At 68.2% G+C, this 17,550-nt stretch carries 9 protein-coding genes; 1 reads left to right on the top strand and 8 read right to left on the bottom strand.

Annotation, left to right across the window (positions count from 1 at the left end):
- The coding region (locus G6O68_RS30145) for a hypothetical protein (RefSeq protein WP_165253206.1) at positions 1 to 611 on the top strand (611 nt) is incomplete at its 5' end.
- 91 nt (positions 612 to 702) lie between these two features.
- On the opposite strand, the gene G6O68_RS30140 is transcribed toward G6O68_RS30145, so the two are convergent.
- The 8 genes from G6O68_RS30140 to G6O68_RS30110 form a co-directional block, all read right to left on the bottom strand.
- The gene (locus G6O68_RS30140) at positions 703 to 1,476 is read right to left on the bottom strand and encodes a hypothetical protein (RefSeq protein WP_165253204.1); all 774 of its coding nucleotides are present in this window, start codon (positions 1,474 to 1,476) and stop codon (positions 703 to 705) included.
- Positions 1,477 to 1,490: 14 nt separating this feature from the next.
- Complete coding sequence (locus G6O68_RS30135; RefSeq protein ID WP_165253202.1) at positions 1,491 to 2,231, bottom strand: carbonic anhydrase family protein; 741 nt, start codon at positions 2,229 to 2,231, stop codon at positions 1,491 to 1,493.
- 1,017 nt (positions 2,232 to 3,248) lie between these two features.
- Entirely contained in the window at positions 3,249 to 14,225 is a 10,977-nt protein-coding gene (locus tag G6O68_RS30130; RefSeq protein WP_165253200.1) for an SdrD B-like domain-containing protein, read from the bottom strand.
- A 1,039-nt stretch (positions 14,226 to 15,264) separates the two neighbouring features.
- Positions 15,265 to 15,396 carry a hypothetical protein gene (locus G6O68_RS33400; protein WP_261345623.1) on the bottom strand — a complete coding sequence of 44 codons (132 nt, stop codon included), beginning with the start codon at positions 15,394 to 15,396 and terminating at the stop codon, positions 15,265 to 15,267.
- Positions 15,393 to 15,680, bottom strand: a complete 288-nt coding sequence (locus G6O68_RS30125; RefSeq protein WP_165253198.1) for a hypothetical protein — start codon at positions 15,678 to 15,680, stop codon at positions 15,393 to 15,395. The genes G6O68_RS33400 and G6O68_RS30125 overlap by 4 nt, the downstream gene beginning before the upstream one ends.
- Entirely contained in the window at positions 15,677 to 15,853 is a 177-nt protein-coding gene (locus tag G6O68_RS30120) for a hypothetical protein (RefSeq protein WP_165253196.1), read from the bottom strand. Before G6O68_RS30120 ends, G6O68_RS30125 begins: the two co-directional genes overlap by 4 nt.
- Positions 15,854 to 16,150: 297 nt before the next feature.
- Positions 16,151 to 16,411, bottom strand: a complete 261-nt coding sequence (locus G6O68_RS30115) for a hypothetical protein (protein WP_165253194.1) — start codon at positions 16,409 to 16,411, stop codon at positions 16,151 to 16,153.
- 111 nt (positions 16,412 to 16,522) lie between these two features.
- Positions 16,523 to 17,371, bottom strand: a complete 849-nt coding sequence (locus G6O68_RS30110; protein ID WP_165253192.1) for a hypothetical protein — start codon at positions 17,369 to 17,371, stop codon at positions 16,523 to 16,525.
- Between the last annotated feature and the right edge of the window lie 179 nt (positions 17,372 to 17,550).

Genomic DNA, 17,550 nt, shown 5'->3' with positions numbered 1-17,550 from the left:
AGCAGGACAGAGAACGTTTCGCTTCAGCCCGCCTCAACGCTGCAGTCGCACTTCTCAACACATACGCCAGCATCGAACTTCAGGAGCAGATTCCTCACGAAAGAGTTTGGGATGACATGCTGGATTCGCCTATGGGTTACATCCTAGACAAACCGGAATCACTTGAGAAAAGAAGACTGATCCAAAGCATCGGTTTTCTGACGCATGAAATCCAGATGGGCTTCGAGAACGAGTGGAGTCGTGAGATCGAAAGAGAATCCGTGTTCTTGTACCTAGAAGAGGTCGTCAAATCACAATTGTATAAACATAAGTACAATTCGTCAACTTTTGACAAGGACTGGATCAACGCCCATCCAGGCAGAGTAGATGAGCACCGAATGCTGGAAATGTCGAATACATCTATAAAAATGTACAATGAGACAATTGCACTGCGAGATCAACCTATCTTCGGATGCCGAGAGGCCTTCGAGACTCTCAAGCCTCATGCTGCCGAATGGTTTCCCGCGCTGCGACCAAGCGATGAGCCAGGAGGCAAGGACAGGATGAAAGCAAAGCTTGATGAAATATTGGAAATTCTTGCGGACAAGTTATCGCTCGTTTGGGACGAGTAGATCGAGAAGCTTGAGGGCGTTGCGAGCTTTAAGGCAGATCACCAAGTAGTTTAGGGGATGACGACCCACCGCAAACCCTAAGATTCCGACGTCAGTCCAATCCCTTAAGCCGCTTGTCGCGCGCCTGTTTGAGGCGATTCAACGCAGCGACGAGATCCTTGAGATTTGGATACCTCGCATAAGTAAATCGCATATCACGAATAATCCCCTCGAACTGCTCGCCCGTTGTTTCGCGATTATGCTTCAGGCATCCGGCGACCTCCTGAATCCCCCTCCAGTGGTCATTGACGATGCCATCTGTGAATCCGGCCGCCCAGTCGAACATTCCATCCTTACACTTCTGATTCATCGGGTACCCACAAATCAATAGTGCCGTGGATTTGGCTTCAATGGCATCGCTTCCGCCCTCGTTCCAGAAACGCTCCCAGTCAGGCTTGCCATCGAGTTTCCGCTCGGCTGCCCATCCGGCCATGATCAGGCTGGCACGGGTGTTTACAAACCAATGAGGATGCCGGGAGTCGCGTTCCACAAACGTCATTGCCACGGAGAAATGGGTCGACTGGGTGTCCTTCCGGCCGTCCGAATAGAACGGCCGAGGCTTCATAGAAACCCGGCGAATTCCCAGATCTTGTGATAGGGCGATAACGGCATGGGCCGCTTCATGGCGACATAGAGCGTCTTCCCGACGCGTATACTCCTCTTCCATCCTCGCGTAGCGCTCGTCAAACCGATCCTTCTCCACGGCGTAGACGAACTGCCCGGCATGTTCGCCTGAGGCAAGTGCGGCTTTTGCCGCTTCCTCATCTTCCGCCTCGACCTCATCCAGTGCATCGCCGTCGGACGTGAAACCCACCCACAGCATCATTCGTGCTCCCTCTCTCAAGCCGTCGCGCCGCCAGCCTTCGGATTGTGCAGCACGAATCGCCGGTCCAGTTCCTGCGGCACCTTGGCCTCGTGCTTCAGCCGGGCGATGTAATCGTCGAGCACCGTGCCGTCGATCAGCTTGACTTCTTCCAGGACAATCCAGCTTACGTATCCGCCGTTAGGGGCGTGGACGTTCGACGTGAGCGAGCCTTCGTACCGCCAGTAGGCGGTGGGATCGGCGGGCAGCAGGTCGCGCGGGCGAACGGGATCGGGCGCACGCCAGGCTTTGGAGTCGTCAGCCTCCTTCTCCGCCAGCCGCTCCGTCAGGCCGCGGAAGAACTTTTCGGCGGCCTCATCCTTTTTGCCATCCGCCTTCTGGCGATCGAGGAAGATGCCGACGACCAGGTAGATCGTCCGATCCTTGCCGGAGCTCCACGGGTCGGGCTCGATGGCGGTGTGGACGACGTGCAGTTCCAGCGGCCAGCGGTGGCCGTTGACGCGGTGCTCGCTCAAGGAATGGAAGTGGAACTGCGCCATCTGGAATCGCGTCGGACTCGTGGCACCAGGCAGGATCAAGTCGGCGTGGGACACGCTGTTGGTGAAGCTGATGTGCTTGCCGTGGGGCCCCTCCACGATATGCCCGGTTTCCTGGGCGTCCCAATTGAAGGAGAAATAGCCGGCAGGGAAACGGTACGTAAGCGGCTGGGCGTAGCCGAGGTCGATCGGCGACTGCTGGGGCAGAATGGCGAAAGACATGGCGCTCCGGGGGTTCGGGCCATGGGGACTCAAAGAAGCGGCCCGATTATCTCTGGTGCCATCCTTGCACGCAACGGGATGGAGTCAGGGGTCGTTTCCCGCTTCCGTAAGGCACCTCGTATCAGCTCAATCCCTCAATGCCGCCGAGACTTCCAGTTCCTAATGCTTGCCGATGCGGCCAGGCTCTGTGATCCAGAGGATGCGAACCGTGGCGTCATAGCCATCCGGCCAGCGGAAGTAGACCGCTCGAGGCCATTCAAGCCGATGTTCCGCCGACGATCTGAGTAGCAGAAGCTTCGGATCGCCGGTAACCGGCTCGAATTCGCCTGGCCCGGTGGGAATTGCCGCGTGATATGACCGGTAAAGGGAATTCGATGCTTCCTATGACTCGCGTCGCTGCTTGCAGGTGGCCTCGACCATGGCCAGGATGCCGGCGCGGATCGCCTCGGGGAGATCGGGCCAGGCTTCGAACACAGCTGCCAAGTCGAGGGGAGGTATCCCCTGACGGGCGTCGATGGGCAACAGGTGGGCAACCCTACGCGAACCAAGTTGCAACTCCCCGACTCGAAGCGTTTTACAAGTATCCGCCGCCTGACTATTAATCAGTGCGCCCAAGCCGAATCATGTTCACAAGCACGCACGATAGCGCAAATGCCTGAGCGAACAGCCTTAGGCAGGCGATGCCACGCTTCGATCAGTGCAGCAAGATCGGGGTCCTCGTACCTCTGCCGTGTGTCGGTGGGCAACTGGTGGGCAAGGGGAGCGGGCGTCAGACGCAAACCCTTTGTGGATAGCAACTTGCTTTGCTGGTCTTGAGGTAGGTTAAGGCCGTCTCCGAGAGACGGCCAAGCCCTCAGAAAGACAGCCTCGCCCCCCCCGCAACGCTATAGCGAACGTCTATTTCACCCGAAATTCATGCATTTCGTTGCTTCCTAAAATGAATGAGTCCTCCCTCCTGGCCCAAACAGTTATCACCTCGTGAGATGATGGCTGCTCTCTTGAAACAAGCATGAGTCCTCATCTGGAAAAGACGGGTCTCGTAGCGAGTCGGGAGAACAGATGGATCGCTGTCCGCTGATTTCTCGACGCTTGGCTCAGGCCGGGAAGGAAACGGTGGATGAGCGGGCCTTTGGGGAGGAATCTCGGACGACCGGTTTGGGCCAGCTCGGCCGGCGAGCCGGGGCTGGAACGTCGGGCGACGAGCGGAGCGAGTCGACAGCCGGGGGCGGGGAGCGTCGCGAATCCGTACCCTGTCGCATGGTCCTCGGCTTCGAGGCGGATCTCCCGAATCGAATCGCCGCGGACCGTCCCTCCGGCCGTCCCGACGGTCGTCCGAAAACTCCGGAGGAATCCGGGGCTGGACTGGCTCAGCGAGTAGACGCCCGGGAGTAATCCCTGGAAGGAGAACGTGCCATCCGCCGCGGTCGTCGTCTCCAGCATGACCGGTGCGCCTGAGTCATCGACGCCGGAGAGGACCACGCGGACCGTCGCGACGCCGTAGTCGGGGCGGCCGAAAACGCCGTTCCGGTCGAGGTCCAGGTAGACCGTTCCTGAGATCACCCCGGTCGAGCTGGGCTGTCGAGGTGCTGGTGAGAAGAAGCCGTACCCGCCCCCGATGGCCCCGTCTGTCAACAAGATTCCGCTGATCCGGCCGCCCTGGGCCGTTCCGCCGAGGTCGCCGGGCGATCCGACAAGCGAAAGGCCGAAGCCGGCGACGAGAAGGCTGTATGAGCCGGCGGGAAGTTCGTCGAACTGATATTCGCCGTCCGCCCCCGTCGTTACGGACCGGGTGAGCGGGTTGCCGGACGCGTCGGTCCCGGTCAGGACGACGCTCTCGCCCTGAATGCCCGGTTCGCCCGGGTCCCGATTTCCGTCGCCGTCGAGGTCCGTGAAGACAGCCCCTCGGAGCACGGCCGTCGGCATTGCCGGAGCGGGCTCCTGGGCGACGGGACGGACGGTCAAGGCGGCCGACGTCGCGTCGTTCGACGCGTCGACGTCCGCCTGATCCGCCCGCGCCGGCCCGACCGCGATCGCCAGTTCGCCGGCCATGACCGCCTCAAGCACGAGCGTCAGGGTCGATGAGGTCCCGGTCGGGACCGTGCCCAGCGCCCAGCGCCCTGTCGCGACGTCGAATGAACCCTGGCCTGGCCTCGCGGAGATCAGTCGGAAGCCGGAGGGGATTGAGACCGGGAGGTTGACGCCGGTGGCGGACGAACCGCTGTTGGACAGGTCGATTTCGAGCGTGATCCTGTCGCCCACGGCCGCACCGGCCGGGACGCCCCGCATCTGGACCTGCAGATCGACGACGGCCGCAATGGTGACGGAGGCCGACCACGAATCGTTGGAGGGGTCGCCGTCGTACTGATCGGAACGGATCGACCCGGCGGTCATGGTCGCGACGCCCGGGGCGACGGCCTCCAGCACCAGCGTCAGCTCGGCCGACCCGCCGGTCGGGATAGCCCCCACGGTCCAGAGGCCGGCAGCGGGGTCGAGGGTGCCCTGGCCGGGCGTCGAGGCGACGAGGCGGAAGCCCGGGGGGATGTTGACGGGGACGTGGACCCCGGTGGCGAGGCTGGCTCCCGAATTTGCGACCACCACGCGAATCGTGACGAGTTGGCCCACGGCGGCGGCGGACGGCACCCCTCGCACCTGGACCGAGAGTCCCACGCTCGTGGGATTCAGGGTGACGGTCGCGGCGTCGTTGCCACCGTCGAGGTCGGACTGATCGAGTTCGACCAGGGTGGCCGCGATCGTCGACGCCGTGGGAACCGCGACCGACGCCCGGATCCGGAGGACGGAGGTCCCCGAGGAGGGGAGCGAGCCGAGAGTCCAGAGGCCGGTGGCCGGGTCATACGAGCCCTGGCCCGGCAGGGCCGAGACGAAAGCCAGGCCCGCCGGGAGCGGGACCGCGACGACCACGCCCGAAGCGCCGTCAGGGCCCTGGTTGCGGACGGTGATCGTGAGGACCACCTCGTCGCCCAAGTCCGGCGTCGCGTCGTCGACCGCGACGGCGACGGCGACGTCGGACTGCTGGGGCAGCACGGCGACGGAGGCCTTCACCCCGTCCGCCGCTCCGAACTGGTCGGCGGCGATGACGGAGACGGTCGCGAGCGAGGGGGCTGCGGAAGCGGCCCGCACTCGGACCAGCAGGGTCGCGTTCGCCCCGACGCCGATGGAGCCCACGTTCCAGGTGGAAGTGGCCGCGTCATACGATCCGTCGACGGCGGTCGCCGAGATGAAAGCGAGGCCGGGAGGGAGCAGGTTCGTCGCCACGACGCCCGTCGCCGCGTCGGGCCCGTTGTTGCTCAGGACGATCGTGTAGGTGACGACGTCGTCGGCGTCCGGGGTCAGGTTGTTAGACGTCGCATTGATGCTCAGGTCGGCCCGCTGAGGGATGATCGTCGCCGAAGCGGCGTCGTCCGCCGCGTCAGGGTCGTACCGACCGGTGGGCAGGATCGTCGACGTCGCGACGGAGGCGTTCGGGTCGACGACCCGGGCGACGATCTGCAGGGTGGAAGTCGAGCCCACCGTCACGGCTCCCACGGTCCAGACCCCGGAGGAGGGGTCGTAGGAACCCACGCCTCCGCTCGACGAAACGAAAGCGAGGCCCGAGGGCAGCGGGCTGGCCACGCGGACGTTGCCGGCCCCGTCCGGGCCGGAGGCGACCAGGCTGAGGGTGATGGTGACGAGGTCGCCCACGTTCGGGCGGGCCGCGTCGACGCTCGAGATGAGCGAGAGGTCGGCCTGCCTGGGGATGAGGGCGATCGAGGCCGAGTTGTCGGCCGGGTTCGGGTCGTACTGGTCGGCCGCCCCGATGAGGATCGTGGCGGACTGGACGTCGGGAGAAACGACACGCACGCGGATCTGCATGGTCGGGGACTGGCCGGGGGCGACCTCGCCGACGATCCAGGTCCCGGTCGACGGCGAGAACGAGCCCTGGCTCGGCTCGGCGCCCACGAAGACCAGGCCGGGCGAGAGGGCCCCCAGCAGGATCGCCCCGCTGGTGGCGACCGGGCCGGTGTTCGAGAGCGTCACGGTCAGCGTGACGACCTCTCCCACGTCGGGCGCCGTCGTGTCGGCGGCCAGGGTCGTGGCCAGGTTCGTCTGGCCCGGCGTGATGACGACGGAGGCCGAGTCGTCGGCGGCGTCGGGATCGTACTGGTCCGAGCCGCCCACCGAGACGGCGACCGCCGCCGGGTCCGGCGAGACGACCCTCGCCCTCAGGACCAGGACGGTCGACGTGCCGACACCAACGGCATTCAGGCTCCAGACGCCCGTGGCCGGGTCGAAAACGCCCTGGCTGGGCTCGGCCGAGACGAGCGTCAGCCCGGCGGGCAGGACGCTGCCGATCGCAACGCCGGTGGCGGCGTCGGGGCCGCTGTTGGTGAGCGTCACCATGATCGCGACCGTATCGCCCACGCGGGGCGTCGCCACGTCGACGGTCGCTGCGACGGTCAAGCCCGAGGATCTCGGCAGGATCACGACCGAGGCCACGTCGCTCGGGTCCGGGTCGTACTGGTCGACGGCCGTGATCGACGCGCCGCCGGTGAGGGGCGACGCCGAATCGACGCGAGCCGTGATCGTCAGCGTGGCGGAGGCGCCGGCCGCGAGCGTGACGATCGCCCACTCGCCGCCGACCGGATCGTAGGAGCCGAGGCCCGGCGTCGAAGAGACAAACGTCAGGCCCGGAGGCAGGAGGCTCGAGACCGTCACGTTCGTGCCTTCGTCGGGTCCGTGGTTGACGACGGTCACCGACAGGACGATCAGGTCGCCGACGTTCGGGCGGGTCGAGCTGACGGCGGCCGAGACGTCGAGGTCGGCCTGTCGGGGGGAGACCCGGAGCGAAGCGGAATTGTTGGCGAGATTCGGGTCGAACTGGTCGGACCGCTGGATCGACGCGGCGAAGGGCGAGACGGCCGGGGCCGAGACGACCGCCGTGAGGGTCAAGGTGGCCGAAGACCCGGCGAACAGCCCGGCGAGCGACCACAAGCCGGTCGCGGGGTCGTAGGTGCCATGATCCGGCAGGCCCGAGGCGAGCGTCAGGCCGGCGGGGAGGCTAGCGTCGACGACGACCCCCGTCGCGTCGTCGAACCCGAGGTTCGCGAGCGTGAGCGTGACGACGACCGTATCCCCGACGTTCGGCCTCGCCTGGTCGACGACCGCGGTGAGTCGGAGCTCGGACTGCTGGGGCTCGGTCGAAGTCTCGGCCGCGTCGTTCGCGTCGGACGGGTCGTATTGGTCGACGGAATCGATCTCGACGCGGTTGACCGTGGCGTCGGGGTCGTCGACGATTGCGCTCAGCGTGAGGACGATCTGCCCCCCCGCGGGCAAGGAGCCGACGTTCCACAGCCCGGTCGCCGGGTCGTAATCCTGCGTGCCGGGCCCTGCCAGGGCGAAGGTGACGCCGGCGGGGAGGACGTCCCGAAGCACGATGCTCGTCGCGGCGTCCGGGCCGGTGTTGGTCAGGTAGATGGTGTAGACGATCGTCTCGCCGACGTTCGGCGTCGCGTTGCTCACGACCACCGCCACGCCGAGGTCGGCCCGCTGGGGGGAGACCGAGGCCGAGGCCGATCCGTCGCCCGCGATCGGGTCGTACTGGTCGACCGCCGTGATCGTCGCCGTGACGGCGGGCGGGGACGGGTCGGCGACGAGCGCGACGAGCGAGAGGGTGATCGGCACGCCCGGGGCGACGGCTCCGATGCTCCACAAGCCCGTGGCCGAGTCATAAGCCCCCTGCCCCGCCGCGGAGGAGGAGTACGCGTACCCGGCCGGCAGCGGCGCGGAGACGACCACGCCGGTCGCAAGGTCGGGGCCGGCGCTGCTGATCGTGAAGGTGAAGGTGACGGGGTCGCCCACGTTCGGCGCGGGGTCGCTCACCGAGGCCGCGATGGCCAGGTCGGATCGCTGCGGCGTGATCGTCACGGCCGCCGAGCCGTTCGACCGGTCGGCGTCGTACTGGGCCGACGCGACGATCGAGGCCGAATACGTCGCCGCGCCAGGGGTCCAGACGATCAGGCTCAGGGTCAGCGTCGCGGTCGCCCCGGCCGCGAGGGACGCGAGGTTCCAGCGGCCGGTGGCGGGATCGAAGTCTCCCATGCTGGGGGCCGCCCCGGCCAGCGTATAGCCGTCCGGGACGGCGGAGGCGATCTGGACGCCGGTCGCGGCGTCCGGGCCGGCGTTGGCAAGGGTCAACGTCACCGTCGCGACGCCGCCCACGTTGGGGGTCGCGGCGTCGACGACGGCGGACAGGGCGAGGTCGGCCGCCTGCGGCGCGAGCGACGCCGACGAGACGTCGTTCGACGCGGTCGGATCGAACTGATCCATCCCGAGCACCGAGGACGTGACGACGGATGGGGCGGGCGAGACGACCCGGGCCCGGATCGTCAGGACCGCCGCGCCGCCCGGGGTGATGTGCCCCGCCTCCCAGACGCCCGATGCGAAGGAATAGACCCCCTGGCTTGGGTTGGACGAGACGAACGCCAGGCCGGCGGGGAGGACGTCGGCGATCCGGACCCCGGTCGCGTCGTCCGCGCCAAGGTTAGTCGCGACGACGGTCAAGGTCACGAGGTCGCCCACGTTGGGGGCGGGGTGGTCCACCGAGACGGCGACCGCGAGGTCGGCCTGCCTGGGAGTCAGGCCGATCGACGAGGAGTCGTTCGCGGACGAGGGGTCGTACTGGACGGCCGCCGACACCGACGCCGTGAGGACCTGGGACGAGGGGGCGTCGACGCGGACCCGGATCGTGAGCACCGCCGGCACCCCCTGCGCGACGACGCCCGGGCTCCAGACACCCGTGGCCGCGTCGTAGACGCCGGGGCCGACGGCGTCCAGGAAGCTCAGGCCGGCGGGGATCGGCATGGAGGCGACCACGCCGGTGGCGGGATCGGGCCCGGCGTTGGCCAGCGTCAACGTCAGCGTGACGACCTGTCCCACGTTCGGCCGGGACGCGTCGGAGACGAACGCGAGGGACAGGTCGGAACGTTGCGGAGTCAGCGTCGCGGCCCCCCCGTTGTTCCCGGCGTTCGGGTCGAACTGGTCGGCGGCGACGACGCTCGCCAATGTCGACATGGCCGTCGGCCCGTCCACCCGCGCCGTGATGTGCAGGACCTGCAAAGCCCCCGCGGCGAGGTCCCCCAGCCCCCAGAGGCCGGTCGACGAGTCGTACGTCCCCTGGCCGGCCGCGGCGGAGACGAACGTCAGCCCCGCGGGCAGAGGGGCGGAGACGACGAGGCCGGTCGCGCCCGACGGGCCGACGTCGCGGACCCGGATCGTGTACACGACGAGGTCGCCCACGTTCGGCCGGCTCACGTCGAACGAGGCGGCGACGGCCACGTCGGCCTGCTGCGGGTCAGTGGCGGTCGACGCCGAGTTGTTGGCCGGGTTGGGATCGAACTGATCCGCGGACGCCAGCGTCGCGACCACCGGCGCGGTCGCCGGTGCCGTGACGCGGGCGACGACCTGGAGCGTCCGCGGCGTGCCGGGCGTCACGGTCCCGACGGTCCAGACGCCGACGGCCGGGTCGTAGCCGCCGGAGCTGGCGGTCGAGGCCACGAACTGGAAGCCGGCCGGCAGGGCTTGGGACACCCGGACGCCGGTCGCCGCGTCGGGCCCGAAGGCGCTCACGGTGATGGTGAAGGTGACGAGCTGGCCGACGTTCGGGGAGGCGACGTCGACCGTTTGATCGATCACGACGTCCGATCGCTGGGGCGTGAGGGTGACGGTCGCCGCGGCGTTCCCCGGGACGGAGTCGTACTGGTCCAGCGCGGCGACGCTCGCCGAACTGACGATCGCATTCGGCGAGACGACCCGGGCAGTGACCTGGAGCACTTGCACGCCCGAGGCCGCAACCGAGCCGAGGTCCCAGATCCCCGTGACCGGGTCGTAGCTCCCCTGGCTGACTTCCGACGAGAGGATCGTCAGCCCGGCCCCCGCGGCCGATCGGATCAGGAGGCCCGCGGCCGCCGAGGGCCCGTTGTTCGCGACGACCGTGCTCAGGACGATGATGTCGCCGACGTTGGGCCGGGCCACGTCCACCGTCTTCGCCACCGTCACGTCGACGACCTGGGGCGACCCCGAGACGCTCGCGGAGTTGCCGCCCGCGTCGGGGTCGTACTGGTCCGAAGTGACGATGGTGGCCGAGCCGGTGAACGCCGACGGCGACGTCACCCGGGCGACCAGCGTGAGGACGGCGGGGCTCCCGGACGCGACCGAGCCGACGACCCAGGTCGCGCTCGCCGCGTCGTAAGTCCCCAGGCTCGCCACGGCCGACTCCAGCTCGAGCCCGGCGTTCAGCAGGTCGCGCACCGCGACCCCGGTGGCGTCGTTCGGCCCCGACGAGGAGAGCGTGAAGGTGAACGTGACGAGGTCGCCGACGTTCGGCGTGGGGTCCGAGACCGCGGCCGCGAGCGAGAGGTTGGATTGTTGGGGAGTGACCGAGACGGAAGCCGCGTTCGACGAAGGGTCGGGGTCGTACTGGTCGCTGCGGACGACCGAAGCGTGGGCGGTCGACGCACCGGGAGCGGTGACGCGGGCCCAGATGCGAAGGACCTGGGAGGCGGACGCCCCGAGGGCGCCGACGTCCCAGTCGCCCGTCGCCGGATCGAAGGTCCCCTGCCCCGGCGTCGCCGAGACGAAGGCGAAGCCGGCCGGGATCGCCTGATTCACGCGGACGCCCGTCGCGACGTCCGGCCCGGCGTTAGCGATCGTCAGCGTGAACGCGACGACGTCGCCGACGTTGGGGGCCGGGACGTCCACAGCCTGGGCGAGGCTGAGGTCCGCTCGCTGGGGGATCGCCGTGACCGACAACCCGTCGTTCGCGGCGTTCGGGTCGTACTGGTTCGAAGCGACGACGGCCGCCGAACCGCCCAACGGGTCCGCGGACTCCACTCGCACCTGCAGGATCAGCGTCTGCGGCGTCGAGGTGTTCACCGTTCCGACCGTCCACGTCCCCGTCAGGGGGTCGAACGTCCCCTGGCTGGCGACGAACGAGAGCAGGGTCACGCCGCCGCTGATCGCCCCTGCGACCGCGACCCCCGTGGCCGTGTCCGGCCCCATGTTGCTCAGGGTGAGCGTCAACGTCTCCACGTCTCCGACGTTCGGGGTGGGATCGTCCCCGTCGAGCGTCAGCCGCAGGTCGGCCTGCTTGGGGATGATCGCCACCGAGGATTCGTTGTCGCTGGTCACGTCGTCGGACTGGTCGACGCCGAGGATGGTCGCCGTGCTCACCGAGGGCGTGGGGGACGTGACGCGGCCGACCAGGCTCAGGACGGCCACCTCGTTCGGCGCGACCGTGCCGACCGTCCACTCGCCCGTGATCGGGTCATAGGAGCCGTGCCCGGTCGCCGCCGACACGAAAGCGAGCCCCGCCGGCAACGCGTCGCCGATCCGCACGCTGGTCGCGGCGGAGGGGCCGGCGTTCCGCACGCTGACCGTGAACGTGACCAGCTGCTCGCGGTCGGGACGCGTCTCGCTGGCGACGTTGACGAGCGAGAGGGAGACCGCCTGCGGGGTGACCGGCGAACGCGAAGTGTTGTTGCCGGCGACCGGGTCGAACTGGTCGCCGCCCGTGACCGAGACGATCAGGGGGTCGATGTTCGTGGCGAGGACCTTGGCGCGGGCCACGAGCGTCTGCGTCGCCCCGACGGGGATCGAGCCCACCGACCATGTGCTCGTGGCCGGGCTGAAGGTCCCCTGGCTGAGATTGACCGAGAGGAGCTGGACGGCCGCGGGGATGCCCGTCGAGGCCAGGGCCACGCCGCTCGCCGCGTCGGGGCCGTTGTTCGTCACCGTCACCGTATAGGTGATGACTTCGCCCACGTTGGGCTGGGGGTTGTCCACGCCCGTCGCGACGACGAGGTCGGCCTGCTGCGGGGTGACGGCCGCCGAACCGGCGTTGTTGCCGGCGATCGGGTCGAACTGGTCCGCCGAGACGATCGACGCCGTGGCCAGCGAAGGCGCGGGAAGCGTCACGTCCGCTCGGACGACCAGCGTCACGGACGCGCCCGAGGCGAGCGTCCCGACGCTCCAAGCGCCGGCGACCGGGTCGTACGACCCCTGGCCCGCCGTGAACGAGTCCAGAGCGAAGCCCGCGGGGAGCAGATCCGAGATCATGACGTTCGTCGCGGCGCTGGGCCCTTGATTGGTCAACGTCGTGGTGAACGCCACCTGGCGGCCGACGTTCGGCCGGGCGACGTCGACGGTCTTGGTCAGGCTCAGCTCGGCCCGCTGCGGCGTCAGGGTCGCCGAGGCGCTGTTGTTCGTGGAGACCGGGTCGGGCAGCGCCGCGGAGCCGATCGAGGCGGTCGTCGCGATCGTCGTCGGCGAGACGACTCGGGCCCGGACGGAGAGCGTCGCCTGCGCGCCGGTCGCGAGGGAGCCCGCGGTCCAGACGCCCGTCGATGGGTCGTAGGAACCCTGCGAGGCGACGACGGAGTCGAACAGCAGCCCCACCGGGAGCGCGGCGTTGACGAGGATCCCGGAGCCGTCGAACGGGCCGGCGTTCGACAGGGTCGTGGTCACGACGACGTAGTCCAGCACATTCGGCGCGGGGACGTCCACGGAATGGGCGAGGGCCAGGTCGGCCCGGCGGAGCACGGCCGTCGACGACTGAGAACTTGTCGCCGTGAGGGACGCCCCGGTGTTCTGGCCGACGAAACCGGCCGTCGCCTGGCTGATGATTGCCGCGCCGTTGGGCGCCGCGGCGTTGACGCGGACGCGGAAGCGGACCGTGGACGTCGCACCGACGGCGAGTGAACCGCCCGACGCGGCGGTCGCCCCCGAACCCAGGCGGAAGACGACCCGGTTGTTCGCGGCGTCGAACTCGGCCTGATCGTCGGACGAGCCGTCGGTCTTCACGCCCGCGTTCGAGCCCGCGGAGATGACCAGGGTGCCCGGGATGTAGGTGGTGTTGGCCGGGATGGCGTCGTACAGAACGAAGCCGGTGGCCGCCTCCCCCGAGGCGACCGAGACCGTGTCCGTATATTCGATGACGTCCCCGGGCTCGAGGCTCCCGCCGTTGAGGTCGACGCCCGTCTTCGAAGCCGAGACGACGGGGGCGTACAGGTCGATCGCCGTCGTCACGACGCCCGGCAGATAAGTCTCATTGGTGGTGGCGAGCGAGATGCTCGCCGAGGTCGCGCCGTTCGCGATCAGGCCGGTGGTGCTCACGATGTCGGCGTCGAAGCCGAGTTGGTTGACGTAGTCGGGACTCTTGGAGCCGACCCTCGCGCCTTTGTTCGTGATGGAGCTGTTGAAGAAATTGCTCCCGGGATTCAAGGAATCCGCCAGCGTCGTCCCGTTCAGCTTGATGACGTCGCCCGTGAAGCCCAGGTCCCCCTCGTAGCCCACGACGCCGACGCTGGCGTTCACGGAGCCGGTGGGGGGGGCCGTGAATCCGCTGATCGAGATGGTCGCGCTCGTCGACGAGGTGTTGACCACGGCGAGCCCGTCGAAGACCGTGAGATTCCTCGGGGGCGCCGACGGGTCGCCGTAGACCACCACGAGCGCCCAACCCGCATGGCGGTCCGCGCCCGTGTTCGCCTGGACGTTGGCCACCGTATAGGTGCCCACCCCGGCCGCCTGGACCAGGCTGGTGACGTTGGCGAAGGCCTGATAATTGCCCGAGGAATCGGCCCCCAGGGAGATCCCCGTCAGCGCGGTGTAGCTGCTCGCCCCGGGCCCGCGGATCTGGGCCGTGGTGCGGCTGGCGGAGGTCGAATTCGCACCCCAGTACAACCCGGCGAACAACACCGACCCTCCCGCCGGCAAGGCCAGAGTCGCCCGGCTGGAGTTGAAGGTCGCACTCACGCCGTCGACGTCCACGTAAGCCATCGTGAAGTCGTTGTCGTTGAGCTTGGTCCCGCCGCCGGCCTGCGAGGACGCCGCGGAGGCGTCGCTGGCGGGGGCGGTCATGAGCGTGTTGGCGACGAACAGAATGTCGCCGCTCGCGTTCGCGGAGAAACGTGGCACGAACGGCGTGATCACCGCCGGAAGCAACCGGATCTCCAGGCTCGTCGCATCGGCCCCCGGGAGGATTAAGGACTTTCGTCCTCGGGAGCGACGCGGACCACGAAAGCAACCTTGCTTCGTCAACTTCATGTGAGGCTCGCATGGCGCGATGAATGGCGATGTGGTAGGCGACGAGACGGCAGGGTCCTCCGTCATGTCAAAACCTAAGATGTGAGGCCTCGAAAGGCGACTTGAGGCAAGAAAGTGCCTACATTTCGCGATAAGACCGGTATCCGGGAACGGATCTGCTGCCACAGGGGGAGCAGTGCGTCCGATCCGAGCGACCGGCTCAGATAAACTCCGGCTGTGTGACGAATCTGCATCCGACGGTCGCTTGGAGAGGCGATTATATGTCACGAAGCGACTTGCAGCCTTGAACTTATGTCGCCCGCGCCCTCGCACCGATCCAGGTCGCGGCCGCCCTGGGCGATAACGACCAGGCCGTTATCGCGGAATACGGTTCGGAGCGACGACATTCGATCCATGCTCGGCGGCAGATCCGCGGAAAGCCCGCCTGGTCGCGAGCTCCTCACTCGGTCCGTCCAGGACCTCCCAGATCCGCCGATCCCACCTCGATCGAGTTCTACGAGGTGCCTTAATCGAGACAGGCACGCACCATCGCCGCGATACCGGCGCGGACGGCCGTCGGCAGGGAGAGCCATGCATCCACCAGATCCGCGAGATCGGGGTCCATCTCACCCCGACGATTGTCAGTGGGCAAATGGTGGGCAGCTCCCCCTGGACCAACGCGCAATCCCTTGCTGCATTTGGTCTTGCTCGAATCGCCTGGAGGTAGGTTAATCCCTTGGTCGTGGGTTCGAGCCCCACCCCGGTCAATCGCGAACATCGTCTTCCTTCATGACTTGCGGCGAATCGAGCGGACCCGTCTCCTGTTGTTTGCAGTCCTCGGAACCGCCGGTTTCCACGGGATAACCGGCGCTGTATCCGGCGCGACTGTAACGATCGTGCCGCGGTGCGTCCAGGACTTCGGGCGCGGGCGGTCGCTCGCGTTGCGGGAAAGCGACGCTCACGTCAGCGCGCGTCGGGCGACGACCAGCAACGCCCGAAGCTTCAGGTGGACGAACGGCTCGTCGCTCATGAACTCCCGGCCCATCTCGACGTGAAGGGTCGGCTTTCGGCGGTATCGCTTCTGGCTCATCGGTCTCGTTCCTCGATAGGGTCGTTCGGGTCTCTCATCAGCCTGGGCCGCTCGTCGTGCCACTCGGTCGTCTGGGCGAACTTCCGCAGGTGCCGCCGCAGCTCGGCGACGTCGGCTGCGGCCTCCCTCAGCGCGGCCAGGAGCGAGTCACGGCCGTTGGCGAACCCCACGAGCCGCGCCGCCTCGGCCGGGTCGACGCAGAACGCGATGTTCCGGTCTTCGGCGTCCTTCACGTCGGCCAGTTCGCCCAGGGCGTTGGGCACGATCCGCAGCGGGAGTTTCATGAAGTCGCCGCGGCCTCCTTCGGCTCGGGGTCTCGGGGCAGGTCGTTCCAGGCGTCGTCGGCCGCCTCGGCGTCCTCGCTCCACGGGCCGGCCGTCCCGCAGTTGCTGCAGACGCGACGGACTTCCTCGTCCGACTCCATCCCCTCGATGGATTCGAGTTCGGACGAGAGCATTCGGCACTTCCGGTTCGGTCAGGGCTTCATGGGCTTGCTCAAGGCTTCCCTCCCTTCGCGAAAGCGACGATCTCCCTGTGCCCGTCGCGACAACGCCGGAACACCCCCTCGTCCCCCCACAACTCCGCGATCCCGTCGAGCTGGGCCAATACGGCGGCCGTGCCATCGGCGACGCAGCGCGTCCGACACGCGGGGTCGCCGTGCGTCTTGCAGACGGGACACTCGGGGCAGGCACAATCATCGGGCGCCGCCCCGCAGCTCTCGCAGAACTCCGGCCGATCCGCCGCGGGGTCGTGCTCACTCGGTCCGATCACCTTCGCCCCCTTCCTCGCCCGGTTCGGCGATCTGCACGGCCAGCGGGCCCAGCGCGTCGGCCGCCTGCTTCAGGTGGAACGACGCCTTCTTCAGCCACTCGAACGCGTCGGGCTGGTCGTCGACGAGCACGCACGCCAGGAAGTCCAGCCCCGCCGCCCAGACCCGCATCAGGCCCGGCTTGTTCCGGGCGAACGCGGCGGCGGCGAGGCTCGCGTTGCGGGACCTGTCCATCGCGTCAGACACCGGCGGCCTCCTTCCCGGCGCCGGTCAGCCGCAGCGCCGAGGCCTTGGCCGCCTCGGTCAACTTCCGCTGCCAGGCCCCTTCGCGGCGGGACCAGTTCCATCCTTCCGCCTTCAGCCGCGCCCGCAGGTCGGCCGGGGGGATCCCGTCGAACACGATCTGGACGCGGTCGAGGAGCGGATTCGCGAGGATCCGCAGGCCCTCGACCTCCCCCACCGTCTCGGGCTCGCCGGCCGGCCGGTCGGCCTGGACGGCGGCGACGATCCCGGCCAGAGCGGGGAACGTCCAGACCTTGTGCCGCGGCGTGAACGCGGGCTTAGCCCTCCCCTCCCTTCCTGCCAGACCTGGACCAGCTCGACGGCCCGCTCCACAAGGCGGACCTCACCGGCCTTCGCCAGGCGCTCGACCTTGCCCGCGATCGAGTTCGTGAACGCGGAGCGGTCGTACCCGCGCTCCGAGCCGTCGTCGATCCCTGCGATCGTCGCCAGGGACCGGCGGACGTCCCGCTGCAGCCGCGACCACGCCTCGGCGTCGACGGCCTCCGCCGGCCGGGCGGCGAGCACCTTCCGCCGGACCGCCTCGGCGGCCTTCTTCCGGTAGTCGATCAGCTCGTTCAGCCGGTTGTGGGCCGCGTCCCCCCGCTTCTGCATCTGCCGGACGGGGAAGTTCGGGGGGCCGGCGATCATCGTCGAGACGACGCGCGAGTAGCTGGCGTGGAACGCGGTAACCCGCCGGTGGTAGCCGTCGCGGAAGCGGTGCATCTCGGCGTCGAGGATCACCCGCTGCTCATCGGTCGCGGCGAGCGGCCAAAGCTCGGCGTACAGGCCGTTCACCGTCGCGGCGTAATCCTCGCGGTCCTGGTCGCCCCGCCGCTCGGGGTCCATGCTGACGCCTTCGTACGCCCGGCGCGCGGCATCTCGGTCGATCTGGTCAGAGCTGGTGATCTTGGGGGCTTCGTCCATTGTGGGGGTCCTGGATACGAGGGCTCGCGGTGAGGCCCCCGCCGGCCGATCCGGCGGGGCTTGCTCGCTTCGCGGCGGGTTCAGCCCACCGCCAGGCCCGCGGCCATCACGTCGGCCTCGGTCACCCGCCCGTCCTCGGTCCCCTCGTGGATCGCCGCCACGCGCTCCTCGAAGGCCCT

The sequence above is a fragment of the Paludisphaera soli genome (assembly GCF_011064595.1).
Lineage (GTDB): Bacteria > Planctomycetota > Planctomycetia > Isosphaerales > Isosphaeraceae > Paludisphaera > Paludisphaera soli.
This window is presented reverse-complemented; position numbering and strand designations above follow the sequence as displayed.